This window comes from Paenibacillus azoreducens (assembly GCF_021654775.1).
GTDB classification, from domain to species: domain Bacteria; phylum Bacillota; class Bacilli; order Paenibacillales; family Paenibacillaceae; genus Paenibacillus_AQ; species Paenibacillus_AQ azoreducens.
Window position 1 is genome coordinate 6,731,451 of record NZ_AP025343.1, and the last position, 18,546, is coordinate 6,749,996.

11 protein-coding genes and 1 riboswitch are annotated in these 18,546 nt (G+C 50.3%); of the genes, 1 reads left to right on the forward strand and 10 read right to left on the reverse strand.

The window, feature by feature from the left end; genetic code table 11:
* Positions 1–65 precede the first annotated feature (65 nt).
* From L6442_RS30290 to ftsE, 5 genes are all read right to left on the reverse strand, one after another.
* Entirely contained in the window at positions 66–1,376 is a 1,311-nt protein-coding gene (locus L6442_RS30290) for a PDZ domain-containing protein (RefSeq protein ID WP_212979538.1), read from the reverse strand.
* A gap of 156 nt (positions 1,377–1,532) precedes the next feature.
* Positions 1,533–2,993, reverse strand: coding sequence for a S41 family peptidase (locus tag L6442_RS30295; RefSeq protein WP_373871826.1), 1,461 nt, complete (start codon positions 2,991–2,993; stop codon positions 1,533–1,535).
* Between the two features lie 393 nt (positions 2,994–3,386).
* On the reverse strand, positions 3,387–4,676 hold the full coding sequence (locus tag L6442_RS30300; RefSeq protein ID WP_212979537.1) for a murein hydrolase activator EnvC family protein: 1,290 nt from the start codon (positions 4,674–4,676) through the stop codon (positions 3,387–3,389).
* Positions 4,677–4,809: 133 nt separating this feature from the next.
* Positions 4,810–5,724 (reverse strand): permease-like cell division protein FtsX, encoded by a 915-nt coding sequence (gene ftsX, locus L6442_RS30305; protein ID WP_212979536.1) that lies wholly within the window; start codon positions 5,722–5,724, stop codon positions 4,810–4,812.
* A complete protein-coding gene (ftsE, locus tag L6442_RS30310; protein ID WP_212979535.1) occupies positions 5,714–6,400 on the reverse strand; it encodes a cell division ATP-binding protein FtsE in 687 nt (228 codons plus the stop codon). The genes ftsX and ftsE overlap by 11 nt, the downstream gene beginning before the upstream one ends.
* 210 nt (positions 6,401–6,610) lie before the next feature.
* On the opposite strand from ftsE, the gene L6442_RS30315 reads away from it, so the two are divergent.
* Positions 6,611–8,047, forward strand: coding sequence for a VanW family protein (locus L6442_RS30315; RefSeq protein WP_212979534.1), 1,437 nt, complete (start codon positions 6,611–6,613; stop codon positions 8,045–8,047).
* Positions 8,048–8,271: 224 nt separating this feature from the next.
* Here L6442_RS30315 and L6442_RS30320 read toward each other — a convergent pair whose 3' ends face one another.
* From L6442_RS30320 to L6442_RS30340, 5 genes are all read right to left on the reverse strand, one after another.
* Positions 8,272–9,531, reverse strand: coding sequence for a methyl-accepting chemotaxis protein (locus tag L6442_RS30320; protein WP_212979533.1), 1,260 nt, complete (start codon positions 9,529–9,531; stop codon positions 8,272–8,274).
* A gap of 186 nt (positions 9,532–9,717) precedes the next feature.
* A complete protein-coding gene (locus L6442_RS30325) occupies positions 9,718–10,062 on the reverse strand; it encodes an HECT domain-containing protein (RefSeq protein ID WP_194233879.1) in 345 nt (114 codons plus the stop codon).
* A gap of 106 nt (positions 10,063–10,168) precedes the next feature.
* A complete protein-coding gene (locus tag L6442_RS30330) occupies positions 10,169–17,023 on the reverse strand; it encodes a non-ribosomal peptide synthetase (protein WP_237100133.1) in 6,855 nt (2,284 codons plus the stop codon).
* Between the two features lie 318 nt (positions 17,024–17,341).
* Positions 17,342–17,429, reverse strand: a riboswitch (cyclic di-GMP riboswitch).
* Between the two features lie 183 nt (positions 17,430–17,612).
* The gene (locus L6442_RS30335) at positions 17,613–18,326 is read right to left on the reverse strand and encodes a 4'-phosphopantetheinyl transferase family protein (RefSeq protein ID WP_212979532.1); all 714 of its coding nucleotides are present in this window, start codon (positions 18,324–18,326) and stop codon (positions 17,613–17,615) included.
* A gap of 38 nt (positions 18,327–18,364) precedes the next feature.
* A complete protein-coding gene (locus L6442_RS30340) occupies positions 18,365–18,520 on the reverse strand; it encodes a hypothetical protein (protein WP_194233881.1) in 156 nt (51 codons plus the stop codon).
* Positions 18,521–18,546 lie beyond the last annotated feature (26 nt).

The window sequence follows — 18,546 nt, forward strand, 5'->3', positions numbered from 1 at the left end:
ACTATCGTTCATCCATATAAAAAAGCTTGGGCTGCTAAGAGCTCAAGCTTTTTTATATTTTTAATCTACATTTCGGCCGTATTTCCACCCGGCGGATGATCAAGGGGCTGCTCATTTGTTTTCTGCCTGGCCTGTACCTTCATGGCAATCAGTTGAAAAATGCTTAGCGGCTTCATCACAAGCGCAACCCCGGCATCCGGATCGGGCGCAAGGATGACACCAAGCTGATGATGCTCGCCAGCGTAAATCGCACGCTGCAAAAATTTGCTTTCCCCTTGCAAATTCTGAACCTCAAGCTTGCAAAAAGCTGAATTTTTCCGCAGAGCGGCATGCATTTCCTCTTTCGTCCGGATGGATATGCCGTTGATTTTGACAATCAATTCGCCTGCCTTAATACCTATGGATTCGGCGGGGCTCCCCGGAATTACGGCCAGAATTTTCATTCCCCGCTGCGGATGAACAAACATCGGGCTGCTGTGCTGCTCTTCCATGCGGCTGTACCACAGCAGGCCTTCATGGACAAGAATGCTGATCAGAGCAGCTGCGATCGTCAGCGGCTTCCACCAGGCTGAAAGCAAGCTGAATGCCAGCAGAACGACACTGTAAACAAGCAGTCGTTTAAACGTTTTGTTCGCTTTGACCTGCGGCAGCATGCTCTGGGTCATTTCACTGAAACCGATCACCACCGGTAAGGCCGCCATGCTGAAACCGGCGCTCCACCCATCTCCCAGCAGAGGCGTCCAAGGCAGCAGCGCGCCGCCGGTTTGGGCCGGAATAAGCAAAAAGAGCGGAAGCGGCCAATAGGTCTGCATTTGATAACCTCCGACAAGCTTGCCTCGTTTGCTTTCCATAAATACCGGGTTGGCAAAGCCGGCCCCTTGCCATTTCACAAGCAGCGCCTCGGCCAGATGCAATACCGCAACCAATGTGAGCAGTGCCGGAATATCCAGACCGTTCACAGTCTCCAGTGCCGTCCCCGCCACACCCGGGAGCTGAAACTCCGGGAAAAATCCCAGAATGAACTGGATAACGCCAAGCAAACCTATAGAATAAGCAAAGCATAAGTAACGCACGCGAAGAAGCATCAAAAGGATCGCGACGATCCAGATGCATGCGACAGCCTCCACCGATAGCGAGATGCCAAGAAAAGCGATGGCGATGGATACGCATATGCCTGCCGCCAAACCGCCAATCAGGGTTCTCCACGTCTGCCAGCCCCAGCTGTGCAGCCTGACATGAAAAAGCTTACGTTCGAGCAGCACCTGCCTGCGGTACATCAACATTATAAATATGACCGAAATATAGTAAAAGGGCTGCAGCAGCAACTGCACCAACGCATCCGTCCAGTGCCACAGCAATTCCAAAGCGACTTCCAAATCGTCTCACTCTCCTTTCCTGAAGAAACGTTTCATCCATCCTTACGGTAAATCGCCTATATAAATTTGGCTCAAATCAGAACTTTATCAAAATTCTAATTTTGATATTGACCCGGAAATTCTCGCAAAGAAAAAAGAAGGCTTAAGTAGCCTTCTTTAATGTTTCGACGCGGTTGCTGCGATTTCCTTCTGAACCTCAGCAATCCCTGCCTTAAGCTGGTTATCGTTTTTCGGATCGCGGATTTGCCCGATCAGCGCCGTTTCCAAATGTTCCGCCGTTTTGGCGTCAACATTGCCGCTTACGCTTAAGTTTTGCGCTTTTTGGAACGACTTGACCGCGGCAGCGGTCTTCTCGTCAAAGTACCCGTCTTTGCGCCCAGGCTTATACCCCAGCGCGTCCAGCATGGTTTGCGCGCTCTTGACATCCGCGTTATTCATATTGTATTTCAAAGTCGTCTCTTTATTGATCGGCGCAACCGAGAAATAATCCGGCTGTTCGACCGTGATATCCGGCTTGAGACCCTTTTGGTGAATCCAGCTGCCGTTTGGCGTCAGCCATTTGGCGATCGTAATCTTTAGCAAGCTTCCGTCATCAAATTGTTTGTTGAAGCTGGTTTGCACCGTACCTTTGCCAAAGGAATTTTCACCTACGAGCTTCGCTCCTGCGGATTGCTGCAGCGCGCCTGCCAAAATTTCCGATGCGCTGGCGCTGCCCTTGTTCATCAACAAAGTTACAGGATAAGGTTTGCCGCTTCCCTTGGATACATTTTGCTCCCGCTTCTTGTTTTTGTCTTCGACTTGAACAATCGCTTTGCCTTTAGGAACAAACTGTTCAGCAATATCGATCACGACGGATAATACGCCGCCCGGATTATTGCGCACATCGATGACAAGACCTTGCATTCCTTCGCTTTCCAGTTTGGACAGCTCTTGCTTAAATCGCTCAGCAGTATTCAGCGAAAATTGGGTGATTTCGATAACCCCGACTTTCCCCGGCTCCATATGGGCCTTTACCGTCTCCAAGTCTACATCCGCCCGGACAATCTTAAATTCGATCGGTGCCGGCGAGCCGCTGCGCTTGATCGTCAGCTTGGCTTCGCTGCCTTTCGGACCGCGGATTTTGGCTACGGCCTCATTCAGCTCCAGGCCGTGGAGAGATTCGCCATTCACCGTCAAAATAATATCCTTTGCACGAATTCCCGCTTTTTCGGCCGGTGAACCTTTAATCGGAGATACGACAACAACATTGCCATTTTCGGTGGAAACCTCCGCCCCGATGCCGCTGAACGAGCCTTCGATCGTCTCTTCGAATTCTTTTGCCGTCTTCTTGCCCATATAAGAGGAATATGGATCGTCAAGGGACTGCATCATTCCGTTAATCGCACCGTCAATCAGTTTGCTGCGGTCCACATCCTGATAATAGTTCGACTGGATAAGGCCCAGCGCCGTGCCAATTTTTTTAGCTTCATCCTTCTTCAAGCCTCCGCTAAAATCGGCTAGCGATGACAGTGTCGGCGCAGCCTGCGTAGACAAGCCCGCACCTGTCAATGCCAGCGTCAGCACGCTTCCGCCAAGCATCGCCAGCAGGACTAAAAATACGACAGTTCTTTTTTTCAAGTGTGATCACCGCCTTTTATTCTCCGGTCAAAGCCTTGCAGGACCAGTTCTAACCATTATAGTATATGTCCGGCTTGTACGGAATATTTATAAGATGTTGTTCAAAAAGTCCGCTTTTGATAAGAAAACCAATCGAGGCTCAATCAAGGATGAGCGACCGCGATTCAAAGGTAGGTTTTCTTGCGATATAGAATTTCATCAGCGTAGCTAGATAACTTATAAATTCTATATCTAACACGAAGTGAATCTGGGAGCGGGCTCGGCATCGAATCTTGAATTCAGCCGGGCCTTCCGATGCTCACGTACCTAAACGTACGCTCCGCTTCTCAGTCCCTAGCTTCATCCAACCTTCTTGGTGCTGAAAACCGTCCTTTTTGAACACGCACTATAAGCCTACAAATAAGGCATCGGATTCACAGGGACACCATTCTCGCGGACCTCAAAATGCAAATGCGGGCCCGTTACCTGCCCGGTCGATCCCGACTCGGCGATTACCTGGCCGCGGCTGACATGGTCGCCCTCCTTAACCTTGATGCCGCCGTTCCGGATGTGCCCGTACAATGTCCACATGCCGCCTCCATGATTGATAATAACACAGTTGCCGTAGCCGCTCCACCATTCCGCCATCGTCACTATTCCGTCATCGGCAGCATGGATCGGCGTACCTTGCGGAACGGCCAAGTCGATGCCTGTATGCATTTTGCCGACCTCGCCCGTTACCGGATGCACCCGTCTGCCAAATCCCGAAGACAGGCGCCCCCCGCTCACTGGCATATAAAGCGGTCCGCCTCCGCCGGTAAAACCGCCGCCGCTGGCTACGGTTGACTTACTGCTGCTGCGCTGTTTGGCCGCCAACGCTGCCGCTCTTTTCTTTGCCGCCGCTTTGGCTGCCGCCGCCCGTCTTGCGGCTTCTTCTGCTTTCAGCTTGTTTTTCTCCGTCTGCAGCGCCGTCCGTTTGTTCACCAGATTCACGAGCATTTCATTTTGCTCTTCGCTGAGATCGTCCGACTCTTCGATTTTCTGGTCGTACTTCGCGATCAGAACCTGCTTTTCTTTTTCTTTTTCGTCCAGGATCTCTTTTTGATCCTCCATCTCGGCATACAAATCCTTGGCTTTCGCGTACTGGGATTCAAGCTCTTTCTTTTTGTCCAGTACCAGCGCCTTGTCTTTCTTGTGCTGCTCCAGCAGATCCTTGTCCTGGTCCACGAAGCTCTTAAGCGAATCCGCCCGCTCCAGGAAATCGGAGAAGCTTGTTGAAGACAGCAGTACTTCCAGATAGGATACGCTGCCGTCCGTATACATCAATCTGACCCGGGACTCCAGCAATTTCTCGCGGGACTGGATTCTCTCCTCCGTCGCATCCAGTTCGGCCGCCGTTTTGCGAAGATTATCCTGTGTCTGGTCAATTTGCACCGAAGTCTTCGCCATTTTATCGCTAACCTGCGAAATTTGATCCATTACGTATTGCAGGTTCTGCTGCGTTTTGTTTTTATAATGCTGCGCCTCCTGTTTCTGCGACTCCGCTTTCGCCTTCTGCTGCTTGGCAGCCTTAGCCTGCTGTTGAATAAGCCTCAGCTCATGTTCGATTTGATCGACGGTTCGTTTTTTGGCATAACCCTCAGTGGGCTCGAAAACAGTAGCCATCAGCACAATGACGGCGATCACTGCAACTAGCTTTTTCAACTTGCGCTCCCCATCCTTTCAAGAAAAACTTCGGTCAAAGCTCCACACAAGACAGGCCGCATGGCGGCAGTCTGCCTTAACGAATCTTTTCTTATGGAGTAAATCCGGGTGTCAGCTGCGATTTTTCGGATCACTATACTTTCAAAAACTTGCGGATCGAGAGGGTTGTTCCCCACATCCCGATAAGCACGCCGAGCACAACCAAAAGCCCGCCCCAATGCCAAAGCTCATTCACGGGCAGAAGCGACATTTGCATCGTGAAATCGGAACCGATAGATGCGGATAAGCGATCATAACCAACAAACAAAACCACGACCGTAATCACCGAACCGATCAGTCCGATCAGTGTGCCTTCCACGAAAAACGGCCAGCGGATAAAGGTGTTCGTCGCCCCTACCAGTTTCATAATGCCGATCTCCCTGCGCCGCGCCAAAATCGTAACCCGGATCGTGTTGGAAATCAGGAACATCGACATCAAACCCAGGCCGCCCACGAACACAAAGCCGATATTGCGCACCATGCGCGTAACTTTAAACAGCGTCTCGATCGTTCCTTTGCCGTATTTGACCTTCATGACCGGCTGCAGGTCGGCATGGGCCGTATTAAGCGCTTCAATTTTCTTTGCAACAAAAGGAACGGTGGTAGGCTCGTACACTTCGATTTTGAAAGCATCCGGAAGCGGATTATTGTCCTTGTCGAAGCCTTCAAGAAGCTCCTTCCCTTCGTCGCCCATGCTGCTGCGGAAATCATTCAATCCCTGCTCTTTGGAAATAAAATCGATCTTGCTGACCTCAGGCATCGCCGCAATTTCTTTCTGCACGACTTCCCGCTGCTTCTGGTCCACGTTCAAGTTAAGGTAGGCCCGAATCTGCACTTGTTTGTCCGCTTTGTCGGCAATGGCATTAACATTGAGTACAAGCAGAATAAATACGCCTAAGACGAATAGAGATACGATAATGGATACAATGGATGCGACAGACATCCAGCCGTTGCGGAATACGTTTTTCGCTCCTTCCCGCAAATGCCGCAAGAAGGTGTTAAAAGTCATACCCGTATTCTCCTCTCATCTGGTCGCGCACGATATTGCCTTGTTCAATGGCAATGACGCGCTTACGCATCGTGTTTACGATATCCTTGTTGTGGGTAGCCATAACGATGGTTGTTCCGCGGAAATTGATTTCATCCAGCAGCTGCATGATGCCCCAGGAGGTTTCGGGGTCGAGGTTGCCGGTAGGCTCGTCCGCAATAATCACCGAAGGATTGTTTACGATGGCGCGGGCGATGGCAATCCGCTGCTGTTCCCCACCGGAAAGCTGGGCCGGCTGGCGGTTCGCTTTCGCTTTCAGTCCGACGAGATCAAGCACTTCCATCACGCGTTTTTTCATCTGCCGTTTCGGGGCTTCAATAACTTCCATGGCAAAAGCCACGTTCTCATAAGCGGTCAATTTAGGCAAAAGGCGGAAATCCTGAAAAATCACGCCGATATTGCGTCTGACGTAAGGAATCTTGCGCTGCTTCAGCTTGCCTATATTAAACCCGTTTACGGAGATCTGTCCTTTTGTCGGTACTTCTTCTCTATAAATGAGCTTCATGAATGTCGATTTACCTGCGCCGGAAGGGCCGACGACATATACAAATTCATTCCGGTCGATCTTAACGGATACCCCTTGAAGCGCGTGGGTTCCATTCGGGTATGTCTTCCACACATCCTGCATTTCGATCACTTTATTATCACTTCCTAGATTACATAATTAGCCATTATAATTTCGACACATTCCAGCTCATTCCTTTAAAAATCTCAAGAAATCATCACGATGTTTTTTATTGTAACAAATTTGTTACCTTTTGAGTACCCGAAATTTTCCCATTTCTTTTACATATACATGAAATGTAGACTCAACCACGTTTAATACGAAGCGAAAAAGGTGGGAGCCATGAAAAAAATTCATTTGATGCTGATCATCACTGCCGGGATCTTGCTGATCGGTTCCGTCACCGCTGGATGGATCCATCTCTATATCAGTCAGCAAACCCTTCCTGACCACGTGCAGGTAGGCGGTTGGAATGTGGGCGGGAAGAAAAAAGACAACGTGCTTAAAGAGCTGGATGACCGGTTAAAACAGCTTGAACAGCAGCCGCTCACGCTGTCGCTGGCCGCCAAAGGCGTACCTGATGCCGCGATGACCCTTAAAGAAGCCGGGGTCACCTTCGAAGCCGACGATTTTCGCAGCTCGGTTGCCGGCCTGTATGAAGGGAACTGGCTCGAACGTTTTAAAGCACGCCAACACTTTAAGACGGATTGGCAGCTGTCGCCGCATTGGAACAGGTCAGTGCTCAAGCAGCGGTTTGATTCGTCCTGGGAAGAGAAACATTTCGGCGAACCCGTAAATGCCTCACGGCGGATCACCAAAGACGATAAGGTCGCGTACACGCCGGAAATATCCGTCTATCGCATTGACTGGGAAACTTTTACGGATACAATGACCGCCCTCATCCCCAAAAGATTCCTTAGCCCGGAAGAAGCCGCAGCTCCGTTGAAAGCAAAGCTTCCTATTTATATGTTGAAACCTGAAGTAACGGTAAGCAGCTTAAGGGAAGAAGGGATCGACCGGAAAATCATCGAATTCAACACCGGACTCGGCTCAAGCGCTGCCGGGCGCATCTATAACGTTAATTCGGCGGCAAAGGCCATGGACGGAATGCTGCTGAAGCCGGGCGATATTTTCGACTACGGCAAGGTGATTGCCAGAGCTGAGGCGAAGTACGGCTTTCGCGAAGCGCCAGTCATTGTGAACGGCAAGCTCGTTCCGGGTATCGGCGGCGGAATTTGCCAAGTCTCAAGCACGATATATAACGCAGCGCTGCGAACCGGGCTCGAAATTGTGGAACGGCGCAACCACTCGCTCCCAGTCAGCTATCTGCCCAAAGGATTGGATGCTACTTTTGCCGAGGGCTCCATTAATTTCCGCTTCAAAAATACGACGGGAAAATCGCTTTATATCCGTGCCTTTGTAGATGGCAGCACACTGACCGTCAAGTTTTTCGGCACCTTCCCGAAAAATACCGAATACCTGGTTGAATCGCGAACGGTAGAAACATTGCCCGTTCCGGATAAATTCGTCCAGAACAAGGCCATTCCGGCCGGGGCGCAGGAAGTATTGCAGGAAGGCAAGCCGGGATATATCGTCGAAACCTATCAAATCAAAAAAGTAAACGGTGCGGTTGTAGAGCGCAAGCGAATCTCCCGGGACACCTACCGTGCGCAAAACAGGCTGATTGCCGTCAACTCCGGCAGAGAGGATTCAGGAAACGATTCATCCGGATCCAAAGATCAAATAGTTGAAGACGGCATCAGCGGGCCTCAATTTTGAAACATCAACATAGTACTACTTGTGAATATCGGCATAAGAAAAACATTTATTGAGGTATTATCAAAGAAGACAGACGCGTTTAGCAGTAGTTTTTCTGCGATATAAGGATGCATTTCCTTGTAGTTTATACTTTCTTCTATCTTAAAAAAGCAGCGTTTTTAGGCCTTAAGGCCAAAAAGCGCTGCTTTGTCCTTTATTATGAACCATTTGGATGACCCGCCGATTTATGAGGCTTGCGGATGATCCGACGGCTTGCGGTACTGCTGCATGGCTTGTTCAAGCTCTTTCGAGATGTCATTCAACGTTTGGGTCGCAGTCGCAATCTGTTCCATTATGGCATGGTGCTCTTCTACCGCTTGCGTTACATTGTTCATTTCCTGCGTCGTTTTAACCGCAATCTGTTCCGTTTTTTGCATCGTGTCAACCAACTGCTCGGCGCCGGCGGCGATTTCTTCTACCGAAGAGGATACTTCCTGCATTTGTCCGGCTACCTCACCGATCGAAAGCTTGATGAATTCGAAGGATTCCCCGGCTTCCTTGACTCCCCGGAGCCCATTATCCACTTGGCTTGCGACAAGTTTGGTCGAGGTTACCGCTTGAACCGTTTCATTCAGGATCAGCGAAACGACCTGCGTAACTTGCTTTGCTGATTCCGAAGATTGTTCGGCGAGATTGCGCACTTCGCTGGCGATAACGGAAAAACCTCTGCCTTCGTCGCCAAAGCGCGCCGCTTCAATCGCGGCATTAAGCGCAAGCAAATGCGTTTGTTCGGCGATCTCCCGAATGATGGATACGAACGATGCAACTTCCCTTGAACTCTCTTCCAACCGGCTCATGATGTCAACCAGGGAGTGAACCGTCGTATTGGCTTCGCCCATTTGATCAATGGCAGTCACAATCGATTCCTGCCCTTTCGTCGCCTTCTCGGACGATTCGGTCGCCGCTACCGCCGTCTCGTCCGCACTTCCCGCGATATGCCGGATTGCGCCGACGACGTCGTTCACTGTATTGGAGCTGATGCGGATCATATCCGTCTGCTGGTTGGCGTCGGCAGATACCCCCAGCGTTGCTTCCTTAATCATGTCGGAAACGTAAAAACCCATTTCGGAGTTGGTCTTGACCTGCTCAATCGCTCCTCCGATTTTTGAAATATGTTCTTTTACCTGGTTCGAAAGCTCCTTATACTGTTCTGTGACCAGTACATAATCCCCATCTGCGCTGGCGGCCTGGTAGTTCTTTAGTTCTTCGATGTTCGAGTCGGAACCGGTCTGCGCCGCTTGGCCTTTGGCCGAACGCAGCAGCCACAACGCGATGAAATAGCTTGCCGGGAGAGTCAACACCAGGCTTAAAATAAGTCCGGCGAAGACGGGAAGTCCCAACATAAAGCAAATCAGATTAATCACGATGACCGCGCCCGAGAATAAACCGGCGCCTTGCAAACTTACTTGTTTAAGTTTCTTATGTATATCTGTTTTTTCAGTCATGGTGTTTCTCACTCCATCTATCCGATTACACCCGATGCCTAATGACATCGGGTGCGCGTTTTTCATGCAGATCAAAGAATGTACAAGATTTAGTGCAAAAACCGCTTCATTCCTTAATCACAAGTTAAATCTCCGCTTTACGCAGGCTGTTATATGCAGCACCCCGTCAGGGACATTTTTAAATTATTATCCTTGCAAGAAAGCTTCTGCATCTTCCAGTTTTTCGAAAGAATCCACCACTTCGCCAAACATCCGTTTCATTTGCAGCTTTGATACCGCAGAACCAGTATAATAGGCCCATTTCGTCAGCCCTTTTTGAACGGAAAGCTCTCCAAGGTGACTAAGTTGTTCTGCTACATCCATCGTAAACAGTTTTCCTTCACTCAGGTCGGTCATGCCGGTAAAGCCTGGTTTTACACTCTCCAGCACCTTTGTGTAATCGTCGATGTAGTTCTGAACGTTGTCTTTGTTGATTTCATGGACTTTTACCATTACCCGGTTACGTGCTGCATCATAATTAATTGAATACATGTGTTCTACCCCCATCGGATAAATTTAGAATATATTGGTTTTAGGATAAGCAAAAAAAATAGATTTGTAAAGGAGTATTTACCGAATTATGTAGAAACATGTCGAATTAGATAAATCCCTCTTCTTTACTATGAATAAACATTTTATGAATCATTTCCCGGTCCAGATGCGGCCATTCAAAGCCAAGCAGTGACAGAATTCTGACAGTTTTTGTCGAAAAAGTTCGGAAAATTGTCGTAAAGATCGTTTCCTCCATCCAACCGTAATGAAGCATGATTTGCTCGATTTCATGTTTCAATTTTTCATTGTCATAGTTTGCATGCAGATAATCGACAAATTTGTCGAATGACAGCAGTTCAACAGGGAATCCTAGCGGATTCTCGCGCAGTACCTCGCCGATGTTCTTTTCATGCGGATTCGCGATATGGAACACCTCGTTTTGAAGCGCCTTGCGGTCGGCAAGCAGCAAGATCGCTTTGCTCGATTGATCCACATAAGTAAAGTCGACGTCATTGGCTTCTCCCGGCGCCGTTCCCAGCATAAGGAAAGATTTCATCGTTGTATAAAACGCGTTATCCGCAATATTTTCCTGGAACCGTCCCGTCCGGGAGTGGAAAACGATATTGCCGAGCCGATATATATTGGCGACGATCCCCTGGTCCCTTGCGGCCATGACCAGCCGCTCCGCTTCGAACTTCGTCTTGGCATAATAATTCTCGAAACGTTGTCCCAAATCGAGATCATATTCCGTAAAGAAAACATGCTGCCGATTTTCCACGACCCCCGTCGCGACGCCAAGCGTGGATATATGATGCATATGTTTCGGTTTGCCTTCCGCGGCAAAGTCCAGCAAATTGGCTGTCGCTTTAACGTTCTGCAATTCGAAGTCATCATAACTTCCGTAATGCTTGACGTTTGCCGCCGCATGGAAGATAGCGTCTACGGTTTGCATCAGCTCCTCATGGCGCTCTCCGGTCAGACCAAGCTGCGGTTTGGTGATGTCGCCCGCATGCACGTTGATTCTTTTTTCATATCTATCAAACCATTCCGGACCGAAATAATAGGCGCATTTTTGTTTCAGGCGTTCCTGCGCAGCCTCATCCGATCCCGCCCGGACAATCGCATGGACATTCCACTTCTTGCCGGTAACCGCTTCGTGGACCAAATGTGCACCCAGGTATCCCGTAGCCCCTGTAATAAGCACCTCTTGATAACCGTTCACAGCCGTATAATCCAGTGAATCATAAGCGCTGCAGCGTTTTTCATAACTTGCCTGCTCTTCGGAAAAATCGATATTTTTCAGACCTCCGTAGAGCTGTTTCACCTGTTCCAGCCGGGAATGCAGATGATTGGTTTTCGGTTTGATTTTGCTTGCCAGCGCAGCCACGGTTTGATATTCAAAAATATCGTTCATGCCGATTTCGAACTGCTTCTGCAGTCTGGCGACAACAACGGTTGCTTTCAGCGAGTGGCCGCCAAGTTCAAAGAAATTGTCCTGGGCGCCGATTTTATCCACCTGAAGCACGGCTTGCCATACCTCGGCAACCGCCTGCTCTATTTCCGTTCTTGGCGCGACATAGTCTTTGCTTCGGCCCTGCGAAGCGTCCGGTTCAGGCAAGGCTTTCCGGTCAATTTTTCCGTTTGGCGTCAACGGCATCTCCGGCAGCTGCATGAAATAGGACGGGATCATATAATCCGGCAAGGCTTTTCCTATATGCTCTCTCAGCTCGCTAATAGCGAGTTCGGCCACGGCCGTATAATAAGCGCATAAATAATGGCCGCCCTTGCCGTCTTCCTTGGCGATGACAATCGCCTCCGATACGGCCGGATGGTTCAGCAGGCAATTTTCGACCTCGCCCAGTTCGATGCGGAAACCGCGGATCTTGACCTGATGGTCGAGCCGGCCCAGAAACTCGATGGTTCCATCCTTCGCCCATCTTGCCAGGTCGCCTGTTTTATACATGCGTTCTCCCGGGATAAACGGGCTCGGCACGTAACGCTCACGCGTCATTTCCTCATTGTTGTAATACCCGCGGCCCACATTATGTCCTGCAATGTATAGTTCACCGGCCACGCCGACTGGCTGAGGCTGATAGTTCTCATTTACGATATAGATCTGCGTATTCGCAATCGGCTTTCCGATCGGCGGCAGTTCCGGTATAAAGCCGGACGGATCAATCGTATGCGTCGTGACTACATGCGTCTCCGACGGTCCGTAATGGTTATGCAAGTAAACGCCGTTTCGCGTCAGATGCGCACGGAATTTCTCCGGTACGATCAGCTGCTCGCCGGCCGTGATCACATGTTTCACTGTCGTAGGGAAACGGTCTGCGTATTCCTTCTCGTTCAGAATGAATTTCAGGAACGACACCGGCATAAACAGGATTTCAACGCCTGCTTTTTCAATGTAATCCAGCAGATCCCCGACTCTCATCCGCAAATCGCTTGTGATCAGATGCAGCGTGCCGCCGGCCCCCAGCGTCGACCATATCTCCTGCGAGCAAACGTCGAAGCTGATCGTGGTGAATTGAAGCACATTTCCGCTGTAGTCGACATTGGTCGCACTGTACTCAAAATGCAGCAGGTTGACGATATTCCGATGTTCGATCATTACGCCTTTCGGTTTTCCTGTCGTGCCCGAAGTATAGATCACATACAGCAAATCCCCGGGTTTGTTGACATGCGGCAAATTACCGGTAAATTCGCTATAAACCTCATCCGTGTCGATGAGCAGCGTTTCGCCCGCAAAGGCAACCTTGTCGGCAAGATGGGACTGTGTCAGAAGCAGCTTGGTATTGCTGTTTTCCAGCATATAAACGACCCGTTCCTGCGGATATTCGGGATCGACCGGAACGTACGCCCCTCCCGCTTTCAAAATGGCCAGCAGCCCGACGATCATCTCAAATGAACGGTCTGCCATCAGCCCCACCACTTGATCTGGCTCTACGCCTTTCATCCGCAGCGTATTAGCAAGCCGGTTAGCCCTTTCGTTCAACTCGCGGTAGGACATGCTTTGGTCGCCGAACACAAGCGCCGCTTTATCCGGCGTACGCTGTACCTGTTCCTCGAACAAGCCATGGATCGGCATTTGATCCCGATAAGTCGAGGCAGTCGCATTTAGGCCGCTAACAAGATAATCTTGTTCCTCGGGGCCGAGCATCTCGAGTTCGCACAGCATCTTGCCGGGATGAGCGATCGCATCGTGCAGCATCCGCAGGAAACGGCTGCCGAACGCTTCGATCGTCTGCCGTTCAAACAGATCCGTGCAGTACTGCAAATCGATCCGAATGCCGTTTTCTTCCTCTGTCACATCCACCATCAGATCATATTTCGAGATTGGATGAACATACGAATCATTCGCCACATCCGCGCCTTCAAGCTGCAGCTCGAGCTTGCCTGTATTTTGCATGACAAACAACGTGTCAAACAGCAAATTGCGGCTCGGATCACGCGGAATATTCAAGGAACGGACAAGCTCCTCCAACTCGTAATCCTGATGCTCGAACGTATCCAGCAGCGCTCCCTTCACTTCCTGCAGCAGCCGCGCAAAGGTCTTGCGCTTCTCCGGATAGCAGCGCACCGGCATCGTATTGACGAACATCCCGATCACAGGCTGCAGCTCTTCATGCAATCTTCCCGCCACCGGAACGCCCGTGATGACATCCTCCTGATTCGTATAACGGGACAGGAGCGCATGGTATCCTGCAAACAGCACCATAAACGGCGTGGCGGTTGCGGCATATGCAAACTGCTTCAATTGGCCCGCTGCCTTTTCGTCAAGCCGGATCGTAACGGTATCGCCGCGGAAGCTTTGCTTGGCCGGACGTTCCCGGTCGGTCGGAAGCTGTAGGATCGGCAGTTCGCCTGATAACGTCTTCTCCCAATACGCTTTTTGCCGTTCGGCGTGATGCGGCGTTTCCGCCTGCCAGACAGCAAAGTCGGCAAAACCAAGCGGCAGCTCTTCCAATGTTTCGCCGCGGTACAGCTTGGATAGCTCTTCAAAAAAGATATTAGCCGATACGCCGTCAACGGCTATATGATGGAAATCAACCAGCAGTACGAAGCGTTCTTCCGCCCCGCACCGGATAAGCCAGGCCCGCAAGAGCGGCGCTTCACCCAAGTCAAAAGGCGTAATAAGCGAATGCATCAGTTCATGCAAACGATCTTTTGAGGATCCCTCGGCCCGGACCAACTTAAGCTCAAACGGCACCTTTGCGTTTACCCGCTGCACGATTTCATCATTCTCCCAATGGAAAGATGTGCGCAGCGCATCATGTCTCTCAATCATCGCGCAAAATGCTTGCTCCAAACGCTCACGATCAACTGTACCTTTGATGCGGAACGCAAACGGCGCATTATAAGCCGTTCCGACCTGATCCATCTGCTCGATGAAATATAGCCGCCGTGCAGCCGAAGCTACTGGATAGCTTTCCCGCGCAGGTACCTTAACTATGGCGGCTGGATGGGCCTCAGCCAGTTCGGCCGCCGCCGCGGATTCTCCTTCCGCCAAACGGCTCGACACCGCTTGCTCGAGCCATTTGGCTTGTTCACGGACCGTCGTATGCTTGAACAGCTCGGCTACAGGAAACGATATGCCGAAGCGCCGCTGCATCTTGGCTTGCAAAATAACGACTTTCAGCGAATCGCCGCCGGATGTAAAGAACGGTTCGCATGCGCCAACGCGGTTTAATCCGAGAACCTCCTTCCATAAGGAAGCAACTCCGTTTTCCCATTCGCCTTCCGGTGCTTCGAACTGCCCTTCATCATGTGTTTCGGCCGGGGCAGGAAGCGCGCGTCTGTCCACTTTGCCGTTCGCCGTGAGCGGAAGCTCCCCCAGCTGAACCAGCTTGGCCGGAACCATGTATTCAGGCAAATGTTCGGATAAATAATCCGCCATTTCGCCATACGGAAACTCTCCGTCCGCCACTACGTACGCACATAAATATTTCGCGCCTGAAGCATCGTCAAGATCGATTACGATGACTTCGGATACCCGCGGATGCTGCAGCAGCCGGTGTTCAATTTCGCCGGTTTCGATACGGAAACCTCTGATCTTCACCTGGTGGTCGATGCGTCCCAGGAATTCGATCACGCCATCTTCCGTCCATCTCGCCAAATCACCCGTCCGGTACATGCGCCCTTGGCCAGCCAGCGCGGTGGCCGTAAATTTCTCTGCCGTCAATTCCGGCTGGTTCAAATACCCGCGCGCAAGCCCTTCACCGGCAATGCATAACTCTCCTGCGACGCCGATCGGCTGAGGCTGGCCGTAAGCATCCATGATGTACACTTGCGAATTGCTGATCGGATATCCGATCGGAATATTCTCTTGCAGTTCCGTCACAAGGTAGGCTGTCGTTACGACGGTGTTTTCTGTCGGACCGTAGCAATTGTACAAGTCATAGTGCTGCTTGCTGAACGTCTTCAGTTTGTCGCCACCCGCAAGCAGCACACGCAAAGACGGGTTGTCCAGCGTCATGAAATGCTCGCAAAACTGCGTCGGTAAAAAGCTGATAGTAATGGCATTTTGCTTGAAATATGTATGTAATTGGCCTGCATCAAGCCGAATGTCCTCCGGAATGACATGAAGCGCTGCGCCGGACACAAGGTAAGGGAAGATTTCCCACACGGAAGCATCGAATCCAAAACCTGCATATTTCGTGGCCCGGTCCTGATCCGTAACCTTGAATTCTTTGATATGCCATGCGCACAGATTAATAAGCGAACGATGTTCCACCATGACGCCTTTCGGTCGTCCGGTCGATCCCGATGTATAGATGATATATGCCAGATCATCGGCCTGAACTCCCTCTCCGTGCTTCAGCCCCGCCTCCTCAACTAAAGGAGCCGAAATGTCCGAACCCGCTGCCGCGCATATGATTTCACCTTTAAAGCGGACGTCTTCGCCAAGCTCCACTTTTGGCTCGGTCACAAGCAATTCCGTCCCGCTGTCTTCCAGCATGTACAGGATTCGTTCAGCCGGATACGCCGGGTCGATAGGCAAGTATGCGGCGCCTGTTTTCAGAATCGCGAGCGTACCGATAATCATCTCCAGAGATGGCGTCGCAATAATGCCGACGATATGTCCCCGGCTCGCCCCTTTACGGATCAGTTCGCCAGCAAGTTTATCAGCCCTTGCATTCAGTTCCTTGTATGTCAGTGATTCATCACGATAGACGACTGCAACGTTATCGGGAGTCTTCTGTACTTGATCCTCAAACATCCCGTGAATAGTGCGGTTCAGATCCACCGGCTCCCCAGTGCTGTTCCACTTGGACAGCAAATCCGCCTCTTCTTGTGAAATCAAGCTGAACCCGCCGATCGCGGCATCCGGATTCGACAGCCACTCTGTCACGATGGCTTGCAGGTGAAGGCACATGCGGCTGATAAAATGATCCGAAAAGGCATTTGCCGAGTACAAAATCTCCAGCCCGCCCTCGTTGTTATCGCATAATTTCACCGCAGCATCCAGCTTACCCAGCAGTTCTTCGTGCGGCACCGCTTCCCCGAACAGGATGGCGGTATTGCAAACCGGAGCTGTGCCCGCCAGCCCGCAAACTTCCGAAACCTCTTGCAGGCTCACAGCCTGATGAGCATGTTCGGACATGACGGAAGCGGTTTGTTGTACCAACGCCCGAAGCGGCGTCGTTCCTTGGGCCGTCATGATCAACGGATATGCTTGGTCTGCAGAGCCGATCGCGGCAAAAGCCACCTCTTCTTTCCGCAAATACTTTACGAGGAGCATGCCCCAGGCAGCGCCCAGCAGTTCATTTGGAGCAATTTGCGCCGTTTCGCAAGCTTGCTGAATTTTCAGACCCAGCCCGTCCGGCCAGGCATACTTGAATTTTTGCAGCCGGGGCGCATCCTTCCCTGAGCGGGTCCTCAGGATCGTGCGTTCTTCCAACGGTTTCATATATTCTTTCCATTTCTCCACAGCAGATCTTTCCTTTGTTAACTCCGACATGTACATCTTCCTTTGCATCATCATAGTTGTTAAATAGACCGAGCATAACAAAAACATCGATCGACGCACTTCCAATGAAGAAAGACCGCGTTTAGCGGTAGTTTTTCTTGCGATATAAGGACGCAGGCTCTTGATGTCTATACTTTCTTATATCTAAACAAAAACGTCTATCGACGCACTTCCAATGAAGAAAGACCGCGTTTAGCGGTTTCTTGCGATTATAGAATTTTCAAGCTCCGCTGAAATGTAAAAATTCTATAATCATAACAAAAAACTCTACTTACCGAGAGTAGAGTTGCGTAATTGCGAAAAACATCTTTCGGCAGCTGGCTGGCATGACGCAAACCCGTCTTTAGCCCCTTTAGCTTTGTGTCCCTATCTTTCGATAGGTTTACCTTTTGGAGTTTTCATTGTGCAGATATTCTGATATAACTTGGACCAACACTTCAATCCATCTTCTAATATATATCATGATGATGCAAAAAGTACAGGTGGATTTTTTCCATAAAGAGGTAATAAAAGTGTCTACATCCCGAATTTAAGTGAAATTTCACTGTATATCATTGTTATGGAATATAATGTAAAACGCTCAGCGTGACCCACTTTGCAGACCGATGAAGCCGAGCATAAGCTCGTTCATGGACATGTCTACCCGGTTGATTGGTATATCTTGTACCGCTGTGCAAATGGCCATTTGATAGGCTGGATCAAACGAAACCATTCTAAGGGAACGATCCGTATCTACTAATCCTTGCCGGGCCATGCGAAAACTTTCCCCCTCCTTTATCGTTTCAAGCGAGGACAAGTTTTCAGCCAGACCTTTCCCCGTTGCTTTCACGTAACTCTCCTTCAACGTCCATAACTTTAAAAAATATGTATCCCTTTGATCCTTAGGCTGGCCGAACCATTCATGCAGCTCCTTCGGCGTTAGACACATTCGGGCTACTCCCTCTTCCGCTTTCCCGATCATCTCGATGTCGATCCCGACAGGTCCTTCAGCGCTGACGGCACATACGACCCATGCATGGGAGTGGGATACGTTAAAATGGAAGTCCGGAAATTCCTTCAGGGATGGTTTGCCATAACCATCCCTGAGAAATTCCACCCTATGAAGCCCGATACCATTCACTTGGCAGGCGACAATCCGCTTCAAAACCGCCGAAACGATTTCGCGGACCGCATCCGCTTCTTTTCGGTATCTGGCCGCTTTATTTCTGACATCCACGGGCAAATTCTCAAGCGCCTGCTTGAAAACGGCCCGGTCGTACTCATCCACAAGTTTCACGGCATAAATTAGCGCCATGTCCGCCACCCTTTTTTTTGGGAAAAGGCCCTCTTCGGTTACAGAATCAACCCGAGCTTGCGGGCCTGCTCCTCAGTTAAAATATACTCCTCGTTCGGCCACACCTCATCCTCGTTATATACACCGAACATCTTCATTACGTCAATCCATATTCCCTTCTCAACCGCTTCCGCTTGGGTAATGATGACTTTCATGAAAATCAGCCTCCTTGCCGGATATT